The following is a 19,845-nucleotide window of genomic DNA, read 5'->3' as shown; positions in this document are numbered from 1 at the left end:
CCTCTGCCCCGCCGTAAGATGAACCGGGAAGCGGCGGGGCACACAACTTCCACCGCGCCGGGAGGAAGGAAGACTCAAGGATGCGAATCCACCGCATTTACAACAACAATGTGGTCCTCGCATGTGAAGATTCCGGCGACAATGTGGTCATGATCGGCCGAGGCCTGGCTTTCGGCAAAAAACGGGGAGACCCCGTGGACCCGGACAGGGTCGAACAAAGATTTGTCCCCGAAAATCAGGGGGAAGATCATCTCACGGCCCTCTTGTCCGATATCCCTGCCGATGTCCTGTCCGTGGCGACGGAACTCGAGACCATGGCGAGGGAACACCTGCAGTCGGACATTTCCCATTCCTTCATCCTCCCGCTCGCCGACCACATCAATTACGCCCTGGTTCGCGCGAGGGACGGGCTCCGCATCGAATACCCGTTGAGCGTCGAAGTCGGTCAGCTGTATCCGAAAGAAGTCGCCTTCGGGAAAAAAGCCATTCGCGTGATCAACGAGCGCTTCGATTCGGATCTCCCCGAGGACGAGGCGACGCCGCTGGCCCTGCACCTGGTCAATTCCCAGTTCGCGACCGCTGACCTCGTGAAGACCTTCAAAATGACGGAAGTCTTCGCCCAGATCTTCGAGATCATTTCCTCCGCCTACGGGTACCAGGTGAATCAGTCGCACCTTTCCGTGGCCCGATTCGTGACCCACCTGCGCTACCTCTTCGTCCGCGCCGAGCAGGGGAAGGCCACCAGGGCCCAGGACGCTGCGTTTCCTGCCGTTCAGGACGCCGTCCGCCGTGGATACCCCCGAGCCTACGACTGCGCCCACAAGGTGTCCCTGCTCCTGCAAATGCATATGGACCAGGAGCTGACGGAGGACGAGCACACCTATTTGACGATGCATATCGCTCGACTCGCCACGGACCTGTGGGGCGAAAGCTCGTCGGCGCACCATGCTTCCTGAGCCGTGGCGTCGGCGACAGATTCTCGGAAGACCCATTGGCAACCTTAGAATATGAGGGCGATCCTGCGCCTTCAGCGCTCCCGACAGAAGGAAGACCGTGACTTCACCCCAGAGCCCTCGGACATCCGTCATCATGCCGGTCTACAACACGGAGAAACGCGTTGTCTCGGCGATCACCTCAGTTCTCGCCCAGACCGACCCGGACTTCGAGCTGCTGGTCATGATCGACGCCTCCCCGGACCAGTCGTCGGAGACAATTCATCGATTCCTGTCCGAGAACCCGGACTCCCGCGTCAGGGTCTTCGACAATCGAACCAACCTCGGCGTCTCCGGGGTTCGCAATCAGGCGCTGGACGAGGCAAAGGGCCGATGGGTCACGTTCATCGACTCGGACGACCGCTACCGTCCGAATTTCCTGTCCACCATGCACGCTTTCGCCCAGACGCACGACGCCGATCTGGTGGTCTGCGGGCACACCCTGGTGAGCACGGACGGGTCCCACCGGGACCGTTCGGCCGGATCAACGGGAGTGCGCACAGGGAAGCAGGCCGGCCTCGAACTCCTCGAGGACAACCTGACGCCGTATGTCTGGGACAAGCTGATCTCCGTTGATGCCATCACGGACGTCCGTTTCCCCATGGACATTCACCGGGCCGAGGACGCCGTCTTCTGCCTGGGGGCGTACACCGGCTCGGAACGGACGGCCGTGATTGAGCCCTCCCTGTACGAGTACACGGTCGACGCGAACTCGGCGACATGGGGGAAGGTCGTACCGGTCGAGGAAAGCGACAGGCTCCTGGAACACCTGAGCCAACAGGCCGGGCACCTGCTGAACGAGCCGCAAGGGCTCAGTGCATTCAAGATTTCCTGCATACTGACCTACCTCAACAATGCCCAACAGGCCATTGGTCTCGACAAGGCGGAGGGAGGCGAGATCATTTCCCAGTGCCAACGCAGAATTTCCTGGAATCAGATCGCGGCCGCCCTCCGAATCAAGCCTGTTTTCGGGTTCGCCGGAATTCTGCTCAAAGCCTCTCCCGCCGCCTATCGCCGGCTCTACGGCACGTACGTCCGGCGAATGTACGGTATTTGAGCCCGAGTCCTTAATTGACAAGAGACAAACCCTGAACAAAAATTTTGCGGGAGACCCCACTCACCCCCGAATTCCCGGGTGGGGCCTCGACACTCGATTCATCACTCCATCTCTCGCACCTTTGACCAAGGGTTTACATGCGCACATATCGCACTGTGGCCGGAATCTGCCTCGTGGCAGGCATCGCCATCTCAACCGTTCCTTCCGCCTACGCCGCTCCCCCGAGCGGACCGACGAATCAGCAACAATCCCAGGTCAAGTCGTCGGGTGATTCTTCACTCGCCCAGGCTTCTGGCCAGGCCGAGGACACCCCCTCGACCGTCGAACCGACCACGGATCGCCTGGTGGTCAAGTTCAAGGATTCCACGCCGGAGGACACCAAGTCCCAGCTCCTGCAGAAGACGGACGACGTCGCCCCCTCCGAAACCTCGAAGCTTCTCAAGACGACGGCCAACCAGTCCGACGTCGTGCAGATGTCCAAGAAGCTGGATGCAACCGCGCAGGACGAGGTCGTCTCGAAACTCGAGGAAGATCCCGCGGTGGAGTATGCGGAGCCGGACAGGATCGTCAAGAATGCGGCGTCGTCGTACCCCAGTACCCCGAATGACCCCATGTACTCGCCGAACCAGTGGAACCTGAGAACCATCGGCGCCTCTGGAGCCTGGCAGCACGCGACGGGCGCCGGTCAGACGATTGGCGTGGTTGACACCGGAATCACGGACCACCCCGATCTCAACGCGAAGGTCACCGGCGGATACGACTTCGTTTCGCCCGACTACGACAGGGACGGTGCGAACGGTCGCGATGGGGACCCGAGCGACCCCGGGGTGCTCAACGCTTCGGAGAACTGGCACGGGACCCACGTCGCCGGGATTGCCGGGGCATCAACCAACAACGGCATCGGGATTTCCGGCGTCGCCCCCGACGCCACCATCGAACCCGTCCGCGCGCTCGGCATCGGGGCATCCGGTTACGAATCGGATTTCGCCGATGCCATCACCTGGGCCTCGGGTGGAGCCGTCGCGGGAGCGCCGGCCAACCCCCATCCGTCGTCCGTGGTCAATTTTTCGGCCGCCTGGGACGGGCAGTGTTCGGCGACCATGAAGTCCGCCGTCGATGGCGCCCACGCGCGGAATGTTCCGGTCGTCGTCGCCGCCGGAAATGCAGGGGTCAACGCGAACGATGTGACACCGGCGAATTGTCTCGGTGCGATCGTCGTCGGGGCCTCCGCCTCGACCGACGTCATGACCGGGTACTCGAACTGGGGTCCGATGCTGGATGTCCTCGCGCCGGGCGGGACCACGGGTGCGGACATCTACTCGACGTACAACACCGGCAACGAGTCGCCCGCGCAGGCCAGCTACGGTCCCCTCAACGGGACCTCGATGTCAGCACCGCACGTCGCCGGCGTCATCGCCCTGATGAAGCAGCGCGACCCGGGGCTGGACGTGGAGAGCATCCGGAACACCCTGGTCAGCACCGGGGCCGGCGTGAACGGGTACTCACGCATCAATGCGGAGGCGGCCGTGAGCGCGGTCGAGTCGGTCGACAGCGGACCCGTGGTGGTCAACGGGATCAAGGAGCTCTACGACGCCCAGGGAGGGGCCGCGAAATTCGGGACTCCCAGGAACAACGAGAGCGGCGGACTGGTGGACGGCGGTGTCTTCCAGGAGTTCAGCAACTAGCCGCGTGATGTGGTTGAGTTTGGTAGTTGCCCCGTGTTTTCGGTGGTTCTGTCCGTGACATTGTGTTGTACATGGTGGGGGAGATTTGGTGGTTCTTGAGGCACGCTAGGGGTAGAAGTAGGGGTAACACCTCACCAAACCCTCGTGAATCACGAGGATTCCCGCGAGGGTGCTCACCGGACCCTTCTCAACCGATCGGTTAAGAACTTTTCCGGGCCGCCACGAAAAACTCCGGCCGGTCCAGGAAACACCTGAACCGGCCGGGGTACTCAATGGAAGGGAGTGGTAGTGACGATAATAGTTATCCTGTCCGCAACCCTCCTGGTCCTCAAGATCGCACGAGAAGTCATCGGGCTTATCCGAGACCTCCGCGAACCCAAGGGCTAAGGGTCTGGGGAGTCGAGCCACCACTCGGCTCCCTGGTCCTTCCAATCATGAAGGAGTCAACCATGAAAAACAAGACCACCGCTATAACGTTCGGTGCAGTCATGACTGCACTGTCCTGCGCAACTCATCAGCCCGTGTGGCTGACCGTCATAATAGCGGCACTGACCGTCGTGTTGGCCGGTGTCATAACAGTGCGGACGCTGATCGGTCTTGCTACCTCGCCCTGTAAGCCTTCTGCCGACAAGCATTAGAGCAGTAACGACGTCCCTTCCGTCCGACAACCTCAGCACCACACGTGGAACACTCCGTTACAGTTCTGGGAACACTCGCTGCGTACAATGCCACCCGGCACCGCTCAGAGCAATAGACATGTATACGCTTCTTGTTAGGTCGCACCAGACACGGCGTCCCGCATTGTTCACAATCGCCCGGAATGTACCCATCGGTGAACTGCGGGAACTCAACACCCACCACACCCGGCCAGTTCTCCAACAAGGGCCGCTGTCGACGCTCTGACAAGCACTCAACACAGACAGGCACCACGGCCCTGCGTGTCTTCCTGCCACGCCAGGAGCGCTTCTCAGACTCACGGATAACCACTTGCTCCGGTACTGCACGCCGGTCAGTGGTGAAGAGGTGCCCGCAGAGGGGGCATGCGTCTGTTCTCATGACCGTAACGTTACAGTAAGACCAACAATGAATTCGACCTGAGCGCAGCCCAAAGCACAAAAATGTCAGCTCTGACCGCCACCAGCGCCCTCGGCAACACGAACCAAACGCCACAAAATCCACCCCGGCCCCTGTGGTCCTGAAAAGCCCGGGGGGACCTATCAACGCCCGGGAGGGGCGCCGCAGGGCGCTGGGGACCGGATGCCCCCTGGGGCCTGCGCCCACTGGACCTGGACACGATGGAGGCCGCGCCCCTCGAGTGGAGGGGCGCGGCCTGACAAGGGGGCTTACTTGGTGGTCGTTGCCTTCTTCGCGACGGTGACCTTACCCAGTCGCTTCGGGTGCATGACCGCCCAGCCGAGACGGAAGATCACACGCAGAGCGATCGAGTCGCTGTGGAACAGCACCTGATCGGAGGATGCAACCTCGACGGGCGAGACAGCTGACGGGACCGCGCTCGGGTCGATGACGACCAGCTCATCCTCGGCCACAGCCGGTGAGGTGACGACGGGGACTCCGAAGAGGGACTTGCCCATGTCTTCGGTTCCGGCACCGAGCAACGAGGAGTTGAGGTCTTTGCCTGACTTCAGGTTCCTCAGTTTCCCCCAGGCCAGCGGGTGTGCGACAACGATTCCGGCGGTGCCGCCATTGGATTCGATCTGCGCGATGACGTCCGCGATCGGGTCGAGTTTGTCAGTGACGTTGCCGCCGTCGATGATGCCCGGGGTGTTTGCCAGGCCGGTCAGCGGCACAGTCTCGCTCGCGGTATGTGACATCAGGGCGTTGTTCGCTTCCTTGGTCACGGCTCGCATGGACGAGTCGGACATCAGCTGCGCGTTGACGCCGCCGTTCTCGCGGTACAGCTCGGAGGACAAGAAGATCATCTGGGTGATCTTCTTGGTGTGGATCAGTGTCTGGGACAGGGCCGGTTCCTGGAGGTTGAGGTATGCGGCCTCGTCGCTGAATGCTGCGGGGGAGTCATCCACCCAGGGGACGAGGACGGAGCCTCGGTCGGTTCCTGCTTTGGTGTCGACGACGGTGGTGGCGTTGAGGATCAGGGCCTCTGGGATCGCGTCGGTTGGGGCGAATGCGGTGCGGTCGGGTGACCAGGCTGCTGCGCCCTTGGTTGAGGTTTCGATGCTTTCGCTAGGGGTAGCCATGTGATGTGCCTACCTTTCTGGACGGCGATATAGGTAGGGCCGCCCGTTAGAAACTTGAGTGTTTTCTAATCGCGGCGGCTCCTGGCCGTTCCAGCGATACCCCGCCTGGGGGTGATCGTGTACGGAGGTTCGTAGGCGCCCGGCCGGAAATGCCTCGTACAGTGTTTATTATACAGCATTTCTTTGGCCGGGCATCTATTTATTCGGTTTTTATAAGTCCCTGGGCTTGAATGCGTCTGCCAGTGAATTCTGCATTTTCACTTGCTTATGTTGTCCTTGTGCTGTGACAACCGGTCCACGGGGCTTTAGGTCGAACTCTTGGACAATATCGGTGGCCGTCTGAGCGACCTTCTCGCTGTCAACGTCGCCGTCTTCGGTCATGAACTGTTTGGGGTCGTCTGATAGTTTCCAGAACAACTTTCCGGGCAGGTGCTCGGGCAGCTGGGCTTCGACGGAAGAGCGCAGGAGGGTCTCGCGTTGGTTGGTGATCGTCTCCAATTGGGCTTGAGTCTCGCGCAGCTGGCGGCGGTATTTGGTGGCTTCTGCTCGCAGTTTCGATGCTTGGCCTTCGTCGTCCGGGCCGTCGTCGCCGGCCGTATCCTCGCCTGGGTGCTCCATGGCGGTGTCTGCGTTGTCTTCCGTGGTGCTTGGGTCTTCGGTGGGCTCCTGACTGGTGTCAGCGGCCTGGTCGGCTTCGGCCTGTCTCGCCGTTTCGTTCTGTTCGACCTCGGTGTTGTTTGAATCGGTGTTTGCCATGATGCGTTATCTCCTTATCTACTCTCGAGGGTGAGTGCGCGGACTTCGCCTCGTGTGTGCCCTACGGCTTTCATTTGCCCTGTCGGTTGCCCGTGCTGGTCGAGAGAGTCGTAGCGGCATGCGGTGCACACGGCTTCTGGTGCTCCTTCTACGGGCTCGGGGACGTGTTGCTGGAAAACGAGCCCGCAGAGTGTTCCCCACTGTCTTGGGGATAGTTTGATTGGCCCTTCTTCCGCTGGTGCTTCGAGAGTGTAGGTTCTGTGGTAAACAGTGATTGGTAATTCTGCGGGGGTTATCATTTCTTCTGCCTTCCTCATGACTGGCATCCTTGCCTGAAACAAGCTCTGGATTGCCAAAATTGTTTTTCCTGCTCGAGGCGGTGGTTTTCGCGTTGAAGGCGACGATTCTCTTGCAACAAGATCGCGACCAGGGTGGCGGGGTCAGGTTGCTTGGTCGGTTTCTTCCAGTGGTATCCGGTCATTGGTTCTCGTTTTCGTAGGTTTCGAGCAGATCGATCATCCGGTCCGAGAACGCGGCTACGTGCTGGTAGGGGATGAAGGCTTGGATGTATTGGCCGCGCATGATGACGACACCGCGTGTGGCTTCCTCGCGGGGGTTCCAGGTGTAGTCACGGACACGTATCCGGGTGTCTTTCTCGCGTTCGTGTCTCACGCTGCGTCTCCTTGTCTTTTTGCCTCGACGTCGAGGCGGCGTTGTCTGAGATCGATGTGGTGTTGGCACCATTCGTGTCCGGTGGCTGCGTCTCGGGTGCAGTCCATCTTGGTGCAGGTCACCGGACCGCTCGAAGGTGTCACTGTTTCGCCCGAAGGGGTCGAAGGTGTCACGTTCTGAGTGCATGACACCTTGGTGACACCTTCGGGACTGACCTTCGAAGGGGTCACTTGCTCTTGTGCGCTGACATCTTTGACACCTTCGACACCTTGGGGTGTTCGAGTGACACCTTCGGGCGGTTCGTGGGTTCCGGGCTCGGTGCTCGAAGGTGGCACTGTTTCGACCGAAGGTGGCGAAGGTGGCACTTCCTGAGTACACGCCACCTTCGTGCCACCTTGGGTATCGGATGTGGAAGGTGGCACGACCTCGTACGTGCTGCCACCTTCGCCACCTTCGCCACCTTGGGAACTTTCGGTGCCACCTTCGGGGTCGATCTGCCAAACCCATCCAGCGCCGAAAGATGATTTGACCGAGAGGATTCGCGGACTCTTCGAACGCCTGCGTGCGTCCTTGATCTCGTTGGTGGAAAACCCCTCCGCGAGACCGGCCTTGATTACCGCACCGGCCTTGGCCTCCTGGGCCTCGGTATTGACCAGGAAGTCGTACACGAACTGTTGGGCCGCGTTGCGGTCCTCTTGGTCCTCCTCGGCCAGGGAATCCCGGTTGATTAGTTCCCCGACCGTGACCTCTGAGGCACCGAGGAACCGGACTTTGCCGACATTCGTGTTCCCGTCCTCAGTCGGTACGTCGACCGATTCCAGAACGAACTTCCACGAGCCGCGCCCGGTCCCGTAGTTGTTCTTATCCTGGGTGAGGATTCGTTCCCCGGTTTCCGGGTCGGATGCGAAGGCCAAGTAGGAACGGGTGAGGTCTCGCCAGGCGTGCGAACCTGACAGCTTCGCTCCGACGTTGCCCGCGCCCTTGCCGAAATGGTTGATCAGGATGATCGCTAGGTCGTGTTCTTGGGCTAGGGCCATGAGTGGGCCGTAGGATCGGCGGACGTCTTGGACCTTGTTCATGTCCCCGTCCATGAGGTTCGGGGCCGGGTCGATGATGACCATCCGCGCCCCGGTCTCCTTCACGGCTTCACGCAGCAGACCGAGGTCTACCGGGAAGATCAACTCCCGTTCGCGTGTGAATGATTCCGTGATCGTGGCGGCCTGGACCTGGGCTACACGTGACAGGTCAGCCCCTGCTGCCATCAGACGCGGGACCATTACAGTCGGCCAGTCGTCCTCGGGGCCGAAGATGATTACGTTCTCTTTGGACCCGTACAGATCACCGGGAAGCGTGCCCTGGGTCAGTTGCGCTGCCAGGTCCAGCATGAAGGTGGATTTTCCTTCGCCACCGATACCGGCGGCTATGGTCCCGGTTCCGAGTGGGATGACGCCGGCTCCGTCGTGTGCCCAGAGCCACCGTTGACGGTGGGGCTGAATCATGTGGGCGTAGGTGACCCGCAGCTCGGTTCGGGCTTCGTCGTATGTGTTCAAAAGATTCTTGTCCTTCCCGTGAAGGGGATACAGAGAAAAGGGTGTGTGGTGCCAGGCCAGGGACGATGTTTGTCCCCGGCCTGGCTTGTACACGGGATGATTAGGCGGCTGCCGCCAGTAGGACCGGCTCATGAGTCGGTGGGATCACAGTCGGCCACGGGCCGGACTGATCTACTACCGGCTGCGGTTTCGGCTGCCATCGCCCCGTAAGGGATTCCGGCAGCTCCGGCCGGAGACGTCGCCGGTCCCAGTGGGGCCGCTCCCACGGGTACGCCGGCCGCGCTCCGAGGTCGGTGGCGAACGATTCCGCACGATGCAGTGCGTCGGTCTCCAGCGCCTCATGGACAGCTTGTTTCCCTTGGGCCTGCCCGATGACGGTCCCGGTCAGGTACGCACCCTGCACGATGGCATCAGGGCTACTGAGGCACATCTGCGCATGGTTTGCGATCGTGGCCGGGACACTGGCAAGGAAGTCGATGGTCATTGATTGACCTCCGTCCCTCCGGGCAGCTGCGCTTCGATGCGGTGGAGCCAATTGCTGGCTTCGGTGATTGCTTCCCTGATTTCGGGGAGAGTGCCTTCGATGACTCCGACTTGGAGGTTGAACAGTGGAGTGAGGCCGGTGCCGTTGTGGGGCAGGATGATCTCTTCGGCGTCGACCCACCGGCCGGTGTGTTCGTTTGCGAGGAAGATAGCGTCCTCGCCCTCGTGCTCCTGACGGAAGCGGGCGGGAATGGTAGCCTTGGGCATAGTTCCTACTCTTTCGCGAGTGGTTTCGTGGGCGTCCTTCTCACTGTCTTTGCCGCCAAGCTGTGCAGTGTGAAGGGCGCTTTTTTCGTGTCTGGGGGTGCTCATGCGGTCTCCTGTCCGTTCTGTTCTGCGAATTGCTGATCGATCCATTCGAGGACTTGTTCGCGACGGAAGACGCGGCGTCCCATGATGAGCGCGGAGGGCGGTGCGGTGCCGTTGTGGATTGCCCACCTGAGGCTGGCTTCTGACTTGCCGACGAGCGGGGCCGTGTCCTTGATTGAGATGAGCGGGCTTTCGCTCTGATGCATTTGATACTCCTAGTTGAGTTGTGTAGTCCGGTGCTGGACCAGTAGTGATACTGAATCACGACTGTACGCTAGTTGTCAATTAGTATCGATATCGGAACGCAAGCGCCAACGCCTCTCGATCAGTAGACTCGACTCCATGAGCACCCAGACAACAGATCCCCTGATTGGTGAGAATCTCGCTCGACTGCGAGGCGAAATCTCACAAAAGACCTTGGCTAAAGAGATGTCGGATCGAGGCTTCAAGTGGGCATCGTCGACAGTTTTTAATATCGAGCACGGCGAAAGGTCATTGCGTCTCGTCGAGGCGCTAGAGCTCGCGAAACTGTTGAAGGTGGAACTGTCGGACTTCTTCGATATACCTGCCGACGTTGGCCCCGCAAGAAAGGTCCAGGACCTCTATTTAGAGGTTGCTCGCCATTGGACGGTAGTGAAAGACAGTGTTTCTTCCCTGCTGGAAGCGCGGGGGAGGTTGCAGTCTGCGGTGAATGATTGCCTGAGTCGTGCCCCTGAGTCAGACAGGCCGAATACGCTGCGCCGTGCCGCTGATTTCGGACAAGGGCAACTGGATTCGGCCACTGTCGACAGCGCAGTCACGAGGGGTCACACGGACTATTCAGCTTCTCCGGGCTGGAAGCGGATCAATGCCGACACCTCGGAAGGATAAGAACGGTCTCTACCGTGTCCGCTGGACCGACCGCCAGGGCAAGCAGCGAGAGACGACTGCAAAGACCTATCAGGACGCTGTAGAGAAGTACCAGGAAAAGATAGCCGCCAGAGTCTCCGGGCGCGAGGTCGAACCGCTCAAAGGCCGTGTAACGGTCAAGCGATGGTGCGAACGGTGGTTATCGTCCTATGCGCTCCATGCTCCTAGTACGCGGAAGATGGGTGTCACTCATTGCAAGGTCATCGTGGGCATGCTTGGGTCGCGGCGGTTGTCGTCATTGCGACCGGATGATGTGCGCGAGTGGGTTGGTCAGCTACACGACCGGGGCTATTCGCGGTCCTATATTTATGCGCTGCATAACCGGCTCTCTCAGATTCTCGGAGACGCCGTGCATGACGGGTACCTTGCAAGGAATCCGTGTTCGCGGCGGACGTCGCCGGGTCCAGCTAAGTCGGTGCCGTATGTCATCACCACAGAACAGGTGTGGGCGTTGTATGACGGTATGCCGGAATATTCCAGGTCGGCTGTCCTGCTCGGGGCGTTTGCTGGTCTGAGGATTGCGGAGGCGGCTGGGCTGCGTCGTCAGGACGTAGACCTAGAGAACGGCGTCGTGAGACCGACTCTCCAATATGGGGGTGTGCCGTTGAAGACTGCGGACTCGAAGGCGTCAATTCCGATACCCCTGGAGCTGGCAGGGATGTTGAGGGAGAACTTGGAGCAGGTGCCGGGGTGGACGATGGTGGTTCCGGGTCGGCTTGGCCGGGGTATTTCGCCCGCGCAGATCGAGGCTCATTTCAAGAGTGCGCGTGCGGCTGTCGACGGCTTGCCGACCGGAAAGCTCCGGTTTCACGACCTGCGGCACTATTATGCGTCTCTGTTGATTCAGCAGGGGCTCGATGTGAAGCGTGTACAGCAGCGCCTACGTCATTCGAGCGCGAAGATCACCCTCGACACGTATGGTCACCTGTTCGAGGATGACGGCGAGGCTACACGGTCTGCTATTGGGTCAGCTATGCGTAGACGTTGACCCGCTTACTAGGGGTAAATGGGCATATTTTAGGGGTAGCCAAAATGTGCTCATCGTTGCTATTGCAGGGAAGTACGGTTGTTCTTTGGTGGTAGCTATTAGTTCAGCAACTAGCCGCGTGATGTGGTTGAGTTTGGTAGTTGCCCCGTGTTTTCGGTGGTTCTGTCCGTGACATTGTGTTGTACATGGTGGGGGAGATTTGGTGGTTCTTGAGGCACGCTAGGGGTAGAAGTAGGGGTAACACCTCACCAAACCCTCGTGAATCACGAGGATTCCCGCGAGGGTGCTCACCGGACCCTTCTCAACCGATCGGTTAAGAACTTTTCCGGGCCGCCACGAAAAACTCCGGCCGGTCCAGGAAACACCTGAACCGGCCGGGGTACTCAATGGAAGGGAGTGGTAGTGACGATAATAGTTATCCTGTCCGCAACCCTCCTGGTCCTCAAGATCGCACGAGAAGTCATCGGGCTTATCCGAGACCTCCGCGAACCCAAGGGCTAAGGGTCTGGGGAGTCGAGCCACCACTCGGCTCCCTGGTCCTTCCAATCATGAAGGAGTCAACCATGAAAAACAAGACCACCGCTATAACGTTCGGTGCAGTCATGACTGCACTGTCCTGCGCAACTCATCAGCCCGTGTGGCTGACCGTCATAATAGCGGCACTGACCGTCGTGTTGGCCGGTGTCATAACAGTGCGGACGCTGATCGGTCTTGCTACCTCGCCCTGTAAGCCTTCTGCCGACAAGCATTAGAGCAGTAACGACGTCCCTTCCGTCCGACAACCTCAGCACCACACGTGGAACACTCCGTTACAGTTCTGGGAACACTCGCTGCGTACAATGCCACCCGGCACCGCTCAGAGCAATAGACATGTATACGCTTCTTGTTAGGTCGCACCAGACACGGCGTCCCGCATTGTTCACAATCGCCCGGAATGTACCCATCGGTGAACTGCGGGAACTCAACACCCACCACACCCGGCCAGTTCTCCAACAAGGGCCGCTGTCGACGCTCTGACAAGCACTCAACACAGACAGGCACCACGGCCCTGCGTGTCTTCCTGCCACGCCAGGAGCGCTTCTCAGACTCACGGATAACCACTTGCTCCGGTACTGCACGCCGGTCAGTGGTGAAGAGGTGCCCGCAGAGGGGGCATGCGTCTGTTCTCATGACCGTAACGTTACAGTAAGACCAACAATGAATTCGACCTGAGCGCAGCCCAAAGCACAAAAATGTCAGCTCTGACCGCCACCAGCGCCCTCGGCAACACGAACCAAACGCCACAAAATCCACCCCGGCCCCTGTGGTCCTGAAAAGCCCGGGGGGACCTATCAACGCCCGGGAGGGGCGCCGCAGGGCGCTGGGGACCGGATGCCCCCTGGGGCCTGCGCCCACTGGACCTGGACACGATGGAGGCCGCGCCCCTCGAGTGGAGGGGCGCGGCCTGACAAGGGGGCTTACTTGGTGGTCGTTGCCTTCTTCGCGACGGTGACCTTACCCAGTCGCTTCGGGTGCATGACCGCCCAGCCGAGACGGAAGATCACACGCAGAGCGATCGAGTCGCTGTGGAACAGCACCTGATCGGAGGATGCAACCTCGACGGGCGAGACAGCTGACGGGACCGCGCTCGGGTCGATGACGACCAGCTCATCCTCGGCCACAGCCGGTGAGGTGACGACGGGGACTCCGAAGAGGGACTTGCCCATGTCTTCGGTTCCGGCACCGAGCAACGAGGAGTTGAGGTCTTTGCCTGACTTCAGGTTCCTCAGTTTCCCCCAGGCCAGCGGGTGTGCGACAACGATTCCGGCGGTGCCGCCATTGGATTCGATCTGCGCGATGACGTCCGCGATCGGGTCGAGTTTGTCAGTGACGTTGCCGCCGTCGATGATGCCCGGGGTGTTTGCCAGGCCGGTCAGCGGCACAGTCTCGCTCGCGGTATGTGACATCAGGGCGTTGTTCGCTTCCTTGGTCACGGCTCGCATGGACGAGTCGGACATCAGCTGCGCGTTGACGCCGCCGTTCTCGCGGTACAGCTCGGAGGACAAGAAGATCATCTGGGTGATCTTCTTGGTGTGGATCAGTGTCTGGGACAGGGCCGGTTCCTGGAGGTTGAGGTATGCGGCCTCGTCGCTGAATGCTGCGGGGGAGTCATCCACCCAGGGGACGAGGACGGAGCCTCGGTCGGTTCCTGCTTTGGTGTCGACGACGGTGGTGGCGTTGAGGATCAGGGCCTCTGGGATCGCGTCGGTTGGGGCGAATGCGGTGCGGTCGGGTGACCAGGCTGCTGCGCCCTTGGTTGAGGTTTCGATGCTTTCGCTAGGGGTAGCCATGTGATGTGCCTACCTTTCTGGACGGCGATATAGGTAGGGCCGCCCGTTAGAAACTTGAGTGTTTTCTAATCGCGGCGGCTCCTGGCCGTTCCAGCGATACCCCGCCTGGGGGTGATCGTGTACGGAGGTTCGTAGGCGCCCGGCCGGAAATGCCTCGTACAGTGTTTATTATACAGCATTTCTTTGGCCGGGCATCTATTTATTCGGTTTTTATAAGTCCCTGGGCTTGAATGCGTCTGCCAGTGAATTCTGCATTTTCACTTGCTTATGTTGTCCTTGTGCTGTGACAACCGGTCCACGGGGCTTTAGGTCGAACTCTTGGACAATATCGGTGGCCGTCTGAGCGACCTTCTCGCTGTCAACGTCGCCGTCTTCGGTCATGAACTGTTTGGGGTCGTCTGATAGTTTCCAGAACAACTTTCCGGGCAGGTGCTCGGGCAGCTGGGCTTCGACGGAAGAGCGCAGGAGGGTCTCGCGTTGGTTGGTGATCGTCTCCAATTGGGCTTGAGTCTCGCGCAGCTGGCGGCGGTATTTGGTGGCTTCTGCTCGCAGTTTCGATGCTTGGCCTTCGTCGTCCGGGCCGTCGTCGCCGGCCGTATCCTCGCCTGGGTGCTCCATGGCGGTGTCTGCGTTGTCTTCCGTGGTGCTTGGGTCTTCGGTGGGCTCCTGACTGGTGTCAGCGGCCTGGTCGGCTTCGGCCTGTCTCGCCGTTTCGTTCTGTTCGACCTCGGTGTTGTTTGAATCGGTGTTTGCCATGATGCGTTATCTCCTTATCTACTCTCGAGGGTGAGTGCGCGGACTTCGCCTCGTGTGTGCCCTACGGCTTTCATTTGCCCTGTCGGTTGCCCGTGCTGGTCGAGAGAGTCGTAGCGGCATGCGGTGCACACGGCTTCTGGTGCTCCTTCTACGGGCTCGGGGACGTGTTGCTGGAAAACGAGCCCGCAGAGTGTTCCCCACTGTCTTGGGGATAGTTTGATTGGCCCTTCTTCCGCTGGTGCTTCGAGAGTGTAGGTTCTGTGGTAAACAGTGATTGGTAATTCTGCGGGGGTTATCATTTCTTCTGCCTTCCTCATGACTGGCATCCTTGCCTGAAACAAGCTCTGGATTGCCAAAATTGTTTTTCCTGCTCGAGGCGGTGGTTTTCGCGTTGAAGGCGACGATTCTCTTGCAACAAGATCGCGACCAGGGTGGCGGGGTCAGGTTGCTTGGTCGGTTTCTTCCAGTGGTATCCGGTCATTGGTTCTCGTTTTCGTAGGTTTCGAGCAGATCGATCATCCGGTCCGAGAACGCGGCTACGTGCTGGTAGGGGATGAAGGCTTGGATGTATTGGCCGCGCATGATGACGACACCGCGTGTGGCTTCCTCGCGGGGGTTCCAGGTGTAGTCACGGACACGTATCCGGGTGTCTTTCTCGCGTTCGTGTCTCACGCTGCGTCTCCTTGTCTTTTTGCCTCGACGTCGAGGCGGCGTTGTCTGAGATCGATGTGGTGTTGGCACCATTCGTGTCCGGTGGCTGCGTCTCGGGTGCAGTCCATCTTGGTGCAGGTCACCGGACCGCTCGAAGGTGTCACTGTTTCGCCCGAAGGGGTCGAAGGTGTCACGTTCTGAGTGCATGACACCTTGGTGACACCTTCGGGACTGACCTTCGAAGGGGTCACTTGCTCTTGTGCGCTGACATCTTTGACACCTTCGACACCTTGGGGTGTTCGAGTGACACCTTCGGGCGGTTCGTGGGTTCCGGGCTCGGTGCTCGAAGGTGGCACTGTTTCGACCGAAGGTGGCGAAGGTGGCACTTCCTGAGTACACGCCACCTTCGTGCCACCTTGGGTATCGGATGTGGAAGGTGGCACGACCTCGTACGTGCTGCCACCTTCGCCACCTTCGCCACCTTGGGAACTTTCGGTGCCACCTTCGGGGTCGATCTGCCAAACCCATCCAGCGCCGAAAGATGATTTGACCGAGAGGATTCGCGGACTCTTCGAACGCCTGCGTGCGTCCTTGATCTCGTTGGTGGAAAACCCCTCCGCGAGACCGGCCTTGATTACCGCACCGGCCTTGGCCTCCTGGGCCTCGGTATTGACCAGGAAGTCGTACACGAACTGTTGGGCCGCGTTGCGGTCCTCTTGGTCCTCCTCGGCCAGGGAATCCCGGTTGATTAGTTCCCCGACCGTGACCTCTGAGGCACCGAGGAACCGGACTTTGCCGACATTCGTGTTCCCGTCCTCAGTCGGTACGTCGACCGATTCCAGAACGAACTTCCACGAGCCGCGCCCGGTCCCGTAGTTGTTCTTATCCTGGGTGAGGATTCGTTCCCCGGTTTCCGGGTCGGATGCGAAGGCCAAGTAGGAACGGGTGAGGTCTCGCCAGGCGTGCGAACCTGACAGCTTCGCTCCGACGTTGCCCGCGCCCTTGCCGAAATGGTTGATCAGGATGATCGCTAGGTCGTGTTCTTGGGCTAGGGCCATGAGTGGGCCGTAGGATCGGCGGACGTCTTGGACCTTGTTCATGTCCCCGTCCATGAGGTTCGGGGCCGGGTCGATGATGACCATCCGCGCCCCGGTCTCCTTCACGGCTTCACGCAGCAGACCGAGGTCTACCGGGAAGATCAACTCCCGTTCGCGTGTGAATGATTCCGTGATCGTGGCGGCCTGGACCTGGGCTACACGTGACAGGTCAGCCCCTGCTGCCATCAGACGCGGGACCATTACAGTCGGCCAGTCGTCCTCGGGGCCGAAGATGATTACGTTCTCTTTGGACCCGTACAGATCACCGGGAAGCGTGCCCTGGGTCAGTTGCGCTGCCAGGTCCAGCATGAAGGTGGATTTTCCTTCGCCACCGATACCGGCGGCTATGGTCCCGGTTCCGAGTGGGATGACGCCGGCTCCGTCGTGTGCCCAGAGCCACCGTTGACGGTGGGGCTGAATCATGTGGGCGTAGGTGACCCGCAGCTCGGTTCGGGCTTCGTCGTATGTGTTCAAAAGATTCTTGTCCTTCCCGTGAAGGGGATACAGAGAAAAGGGTGTGTGGTGCCAGGCCAGGGACGATGTTTGTCCCCGGCCTGGCTTGTACACGGGATGATTAGGCGGCTGCCGCCAGTAGGACCGGCTCATGAGTCGGTGGGATCACAGTCGGCCACGGGCCGGACTGATCTACTACCGGCTGCGGTTTCGGCTGCCATCGCCCCGTAAGGGATTCCGGCAGCTCCGGCCGGAGACGTCGCCGGTCCCAGTGGGGCCGCTCCCACGGGTACGCCGGCCGCGCTCCGAGGTCGGTGGCGAACGATTCCGCACGATGCAGTGCGTCGGTCTCCAGCGCCTCATGGACAGCTTGTTTCCCTTGGGCCTGCCCGATGACGGTCCCGGTCAGGTACGCACCCTGCACGATGGCATCAGGGCTACTGAGGCACATCTGCGCATGGTTTGCGATCGTGGCCGGGACACTGGCAAGGAAGTCGATGGTCATTGATTGACCTCCGTCCCTCCGGGCAGCTGCGCTTCGATGCGGTGGAGCCAATTGCTGGCTTCGGTGATTGCTTCCCTGATTTCGGGGAGAGTGCCTTCGATGACTCCGACTTGGAGGTTGAACAGTGGAGTGAGGCCGGTGCCGTTGTGGGGCAGGATGATCTCTTCGGCGTCGACCCACCGGCCGGTGTGTTCGTTTGCGAGGAAGATAGCGTCCTCGCCCTCGTGCTCCTGACGGAAGCGGGCGGGAATGGTAGCCTTGGGCATAGTTCCTACTCTTTCGCGAGTGGTTTCGTGGGCGTCCTTCTCACTGTCTTTGCCGCCAAGCTGTGCAGTGTGAAGGGCGCTTTTTTCGTGTCTGGGGGTGCTCATGCGGTCTCCTGTCCGTTCTGTTCTGCGAATTGCTGATCGATCCATTCGAGGACTTGTTCGCGACGGAAGACGCGGCGTCCCATGATGAGCGCGGAGGGCGGTGCGGTGCCGTTGTGGATTGCCCACCTGAGGCTGGCTTCTGACTTGCCGACGAGCGGGGCCGTGTCCTTGATTGAGATGAGCGGGCTTTCGCTCTGATGCATTTGATACTCCTAGTTGAGTTGTGTAGTCCGGTGCTGGACCAGTAGTGATACTGAATCACGACTGTACGCTAGTTGTCAATTAGTATCGATATCGGAACGCAAGCGCCAACGCCTCTCGATCAGTAGACTCGACTCCATGAGCACCCAGACAACAGATCCCCTGATTGGTGAGAATCTCGCTCGACTGCGAGGCGAAATCTCACAAAAGACCTTGGCTAAAGAGATGTCGGATCGAGGCTTCAAGTGGGCATCGTCGACAGTTTTTAATATCGAGCACGGCGAAAGGTCATTGCGTCTCGTCGAGGCGCTAGAGCTCGCGAAACTGTTGAAGGTGGAACTGTCGGACTTCTTCGATATACCTGCCGACGTTGGCCCCGCAAGAAAGGTCCAGGACCTCTATTTAGAGGTTGCTCGCCATTGGACGGTAGTGAAAGACAGTGTTTCTTCCCTGCTGGAAGCGCGGGGGAGGTTGCAGTCTGCGGTGAATGATTGCCTGAGTCGTGCCCCTGAGTCAGACAGGCCGAATACGCTGCGCCGTGCCGCTGATTTCGGACAAGGGCAACTGGATTCGGCCACTGTCGACAGCGCAGTCACGAGGGGTCACACGGACTATTCAGCTTCTCCGGGCTGGAAGCGGATCAATGCCGACACCTCGGAAGGATAAGAACGGTCTCTACCGTGTCCGCTGGACCGACCGCCAGGGCAAGCAGCGAGAGACGACTGCAAAGACCTATCAGGACGCTGTAGAGAAGTACCAGGAAAAGATAGCCGCCAGAGTCTCCGGGCGCGAGGTCGAACCGCTCAAAGGCCGTGTAACGGTCAAGCGATGGTGCGAACGGTGGTTATCGTCCTATGCGCTCCATGCTCCTAGTACGCGGAAGATGGGTGTCACTCATTGCAAGGTCATCGTGGGCATGCTTGGGTCGCGGCGGTTGTCGTCATTGCGACCGGATGATGTGCGCGAGTGGGTTGGTCAGCTACACGACCGGGGCTATTCGCGGTCCTATATTTATGCGCTGCATAACCGGCTCTCTCAGATTCTCGGAGACGCCGTGCATGACGGGTACCTTGCAAGGAATCCGTGTTCGCGGCGGACGTCGCCGGGTCCAGCTAAGTCGGTGCCGTATGTCATCACCACAGAACAGGTGTGGGCGTTGTATGACGGTATGCCGGAATATTCCAGGTCGGCTGTCCTGCTCGGGGCGTTTGCTGGTCTGAGGATTGCGGAGGCGGCTGGGCTGCGTCGTCAGGACGTAGACCTAGAGAACGGCGTCGTGAGACCGACTCTCCAATATGGGGGTGTGCCGTTGAAGACTGCGGACTCGAAGGCGTCAATTCCGATACCCCTGGAGCTGGCAGGGATGTTGAGGGAGAACTTGGAGCAGGTGCCGGGGTGGACGATGGTGGTTCCGGGTCGGCTTGGCCGGGGTATTTCGCCCGCGCAGATCGAGGCTCATTTCAAGAGTGCGCGTGCGGCTGTCGACGGCTTGCCGACCGGAAAGCTCCGGTTTCACGACCTGCGGCACTATTATGCGTCTCTGTTGATTCAGCAGGGGCTCGATGTGAAGCGTGTACAGCAGCGCCTACGTCATTCGAGCGCGAAGATCACCCTCGACACGTATGGTCACCTGTTCGAGGATGACGGCGAGGCTACACGGTCTGCTATTGGGTCAGCTATGCGTAGACGTTGACCCGCTTACTAGGGGTAAATGGGCATATTTTAGGGGTAGCCAAAATGTGCTCATCGTTGCTATTGCAGGGAAGTACGGTTGTTCTTTGGTGGTAGCTATTAGTTCAGCAAC

Annotated in this window: 21 protein-coding genes; 9 read left to right on the top strand and 12 right to left on the bottom strand. The window is 59.9% G+C overall.

Annotation, left to right across the window (positions count from 1 at the left end; translation table 11 throughout):
- The first annotated feature begins 80 nt into the window (after positions 1–80).
- From EWU68_RS09540 to EWU68_RS09525, 4 genes are all read left to right on the top strand, one after another.
- The gene (locus EWU68_RS09540; RefSeq protein ID WP_129315901.1) at positions 81–956 is read left to right on the top strand and encodes a PRD domain-containing protein; all 876 of its coding nucleotides are present in this window, start codon (positions 81–83) and stop codon (positions 954–956) included.
- Positions 957–1,053: 97 nt separating this feature from the next.
- Positions 1,054–2,049, top strand: a complete 996-nt coding sequence (locus tag EWU68_RS09535; RefSeq protein ID WP_238692411.1) for a glycosyltransferase family 2 protein — start codon at positions 1,054–1,056, stop codon at positions 2,047–2,049.
- Positions 2,050–2,186: 137 nt separating this feature from the next.
- A complete protein-coding gene (locus EWU68_RS09530; protein WP_129315900.1) occupies positions 2,187–3,734 on the top strand; it encodes a S8 family serine peptidase in 1,548 nt (515 codons plus the stop codon).
- A 449-nt stretch (positions 3,735–4,183) separates the two neighbouring features.
- Positions 4,184–4,372: a hypothetical protein gene (locus EWU68_RS09525; protein WP_129315899.1), complete on the top strand. Its 189-nt coding sequence runs from the start codon at positions 4,184–4,186 to the stop codon at positions 4,370–4,372.
- A 705-nt stretch (positions 4,373–5,077) separates the two neighbouring features.
- Here EWU68_RS09525 and EWU68_RS09520 read toward each other — a convergent pair.
- The 6 genes from EWU68_RS09520 to EWU68_RS09495 form a co-directional block, all read right to left on the bottom strand.
- Positions 5,078–5,950: a phage major capsid protein gene (locus tag EWU68_RS09520; RefSeq protein ID WP_129315898.1), complete on the bottom strand. Its 873-nt coding sequence runs from the start codon at positions 5,948–5,950 to the stop codon at positions 5,078–5,080.
- Between the two features lie 210 nt (positions 5,951–6,160).
- Positions 6,161–6,706 carry a hypothetical protein gene (locus EWU68_RS09515; RefSeq protein ID WP_129315897.1) on the bottom strand — a complete coding sequence of 182 codons (546 nt, stop codon included), beginning with the start codon at positions 6,704–6,706 and terminating at the stop codon, positions 6,161–6,163.
- Positions 6,707–7,183: 477 nt separating this feature from the next.
- On the bottom strand, positions 7,184–7,378 hold the full coding sequence (locus tag EWU68_RS09510; protein ID WP_129315896.1) for a hypothetical protein: 195 nt from the start codon (positions 7,376–7,378) through the stop codon (positions 7,184–7,186).
- A complete protein-coding gene (locus EWU68_RS09505; protein WP_162421450.1) occupies positions 7,375–8,928 on the bottom strand; it encodes an AAA family ATPase in 1,554 nt (517 codons plus the stop codon). The genes EWU68_RS09510 and EWU68_RS09505 overlap by 4 nt, the downstream gene beginning before the upstream one ends.
- A 480-nt stretch (positions 8,929–9,408) precedes the next feature.
- Positions 9,409–9,678: a hypothetical protein gene (locus EWU68_RS09500; RefSeq protein WP_129315894.1), complete on the bottom strand. Its 270-nt coding sequence runs from the start codon at positions 9,676–9,678 to the stop codon at positions 9,409–9,411.
- 101 nt (positions 9,679–9,779) lie between these two features.
- Entirely contained in the window at positions 9,780–9,986 is a 207-nt protein-coding gene (locus EWU68_RS09495) for a helix-turn-helix transcriptional regulator (RefSeq protein ID WP_129315893.1), read from the bottom strand.
- 136 nt (positions 9,987–10,122) lie between these two features.
- On the opposite strand from EWU68_RS09495, the gene EWU68_RS09490 reads away from it, so the two are divergent.
- From EWU68_RS09490 to EWU68_RS09480, 3 genes are all read left to right on the top strand, one after another.
- Complete coding sequence (locus tag EWU68_RS09490) at positions 10,123–10,650, top strand: helix-turn-helix transcriptional regulator (RefSeq protein ID WP_129315892.1); 528 nt, start codon at positions 10,123–10,125, stop codon at positions 10,648–10,650.
- A complete protein-coding gene (locus EWU68_RS09485) occupies positions 10,628–11,677 on the top strand; it encodes a tyrosine-type recombinase/integrase (protein WP_129315891.1) in 1,050 nt (349 codons plus the stop codon). The genes EWU68_RS09490 and EWU68_RS09485 overlap by 23 nt, the downstream gene beginning before the upstream one ends.
- Before the next feature lie 563 nt (positions 11,678–12,240).
- Entirely contained in the window at positions 12,241–12,429 is a 189-nt protein-coding gene (locus EWU68_RS09480) for a hypothetical protein (protein ID WP_129315899.1), read from the top strand.
- Between the two features lie 705 nt (positions 12,430–13,134).
- Here the strand turns inward: EWU68_RS09480 and EWU68_RS09475 are convergent.
- The 6 genes from EWU68_RS09475 to EWU68_RS09450 all read right to left on the bottom strand — a co-directional run bounded on the left by EWU68_RS09475 (position 13,135) and on the right by EWU68_RS09450 (position 18,043).
- Positions 13,135–14,007: a phage major capsid protein gene (locus EWU68_RS09475; protein WP_129315898.1), complete on the bottom strand. Its 873-nt coding sequence runs from the start codon at positions 14,005–14,007 to the stop codon at positions 13,135–13,137.
- A 210-nt stretch (positions 14,008–14,217) separates the two neighbouring features.
- On the bottom strand, positions 14,218–14,763 hold the full coding sequence (locus EWU68_RS09470) for a hypothetical protein (RefSeq protein ID WP_129315897.1): 546 nt from the start codon (positions 14,761–14,763) through the stop codon (positions 14,218–14,220).
- A 477-nt stretch (positions 14,764–15,240) separates the two neighbouring features.
- Entirely contained in the window at positions 15,241–15,435 is a 195-nt protein-coding gene (locus EWU68_RS09465) for a hypothetical protein (protein ID WP_129315896.1), read from the bottom strand.
- Positions 15,432–16,985, bottom strand: coding sequence for an AAA family ATPase (locus EWU68_RS09460; RefSeq protein ID WP_162421450.1), 1,554 nt, complete (start codon positions 16,983–16,985; stop codon positions 15,432–15,434). Before EWU68_RS09460 ends, EWU68_RS09465 begins: the two co-directional genes overlap by 4 nt.
- 480 nt (positions 16,986–17,465) lie before the next feature.
- Entirely contained in the window at positions 17,466–17,735 is a 270-nt protein-coding gene (locus EWU68_RS09455; RefSeq protein ID WP_129315894.1) for a hypothetical protein, read from the bottom strand.
- Between the two features lie 101 nt (positions 17,736–17,836).
- Positions 17,837–18,043 carry a helix-turn-helix transcriptional regulator gene (locus tag EWU68_RS09450; protein ID WP_129315893.1) on the bottom strand — a complete coding sequence of 69 codons (207 nt, stop codon included), beginning with the start codon at positions 18,041–18,043 and terminating at the stop codon, positions 17,837–17,839.
- Between the two features lie 136 nt (positions 18,044–18,179).
- On the opposite strand from EWU68_RS09450, the gene EWU68_RS09445 reads away from it, so the two are divergent.
- Both EWU68_RS09445 and EWU68_RS09440 read left to right on the top strand, forming a co-directional pair.
- A complete protein-coding gene (locus EWU68_RS09445) occupies positions 18,180–18,707 on the top strand; it encodes a helix-turn-helix transcriptional regulator (RefSeq protein ID WP_129315892.1) in 528 nt (175 codons plus the stop codon).
- Entirely contained in the window at positions 18,685–19,734 is a 1,050-nt protein-coding gene (locus EWU68_RS09440) for a tyrosine-type recombinase/integrase (protein ID WP_129315891.1), read from the top strand. The genes EWU68_RS09445 and EWU68_RS09440 overlap by 23 nt, the downstream gene beginning before the upstream one ends.
- The last annotated feature ends 111 nt before the right edge of the window (positions 19,735–19,845 follow it).

The sequence above is a fragment of the Rothia koreensis genome (genome assembly GCF_004136575.1).
GTDB lineage: Bacteria > Actinomycetota > Actinomycetes > Actinomycetales > Micrococcaceae > Rothia > Rothia koreensis.
Note: the sequence above shows the minus strand (reverse complement) of the source record. Positions and strands in the feature narration are given on the sequence as shown.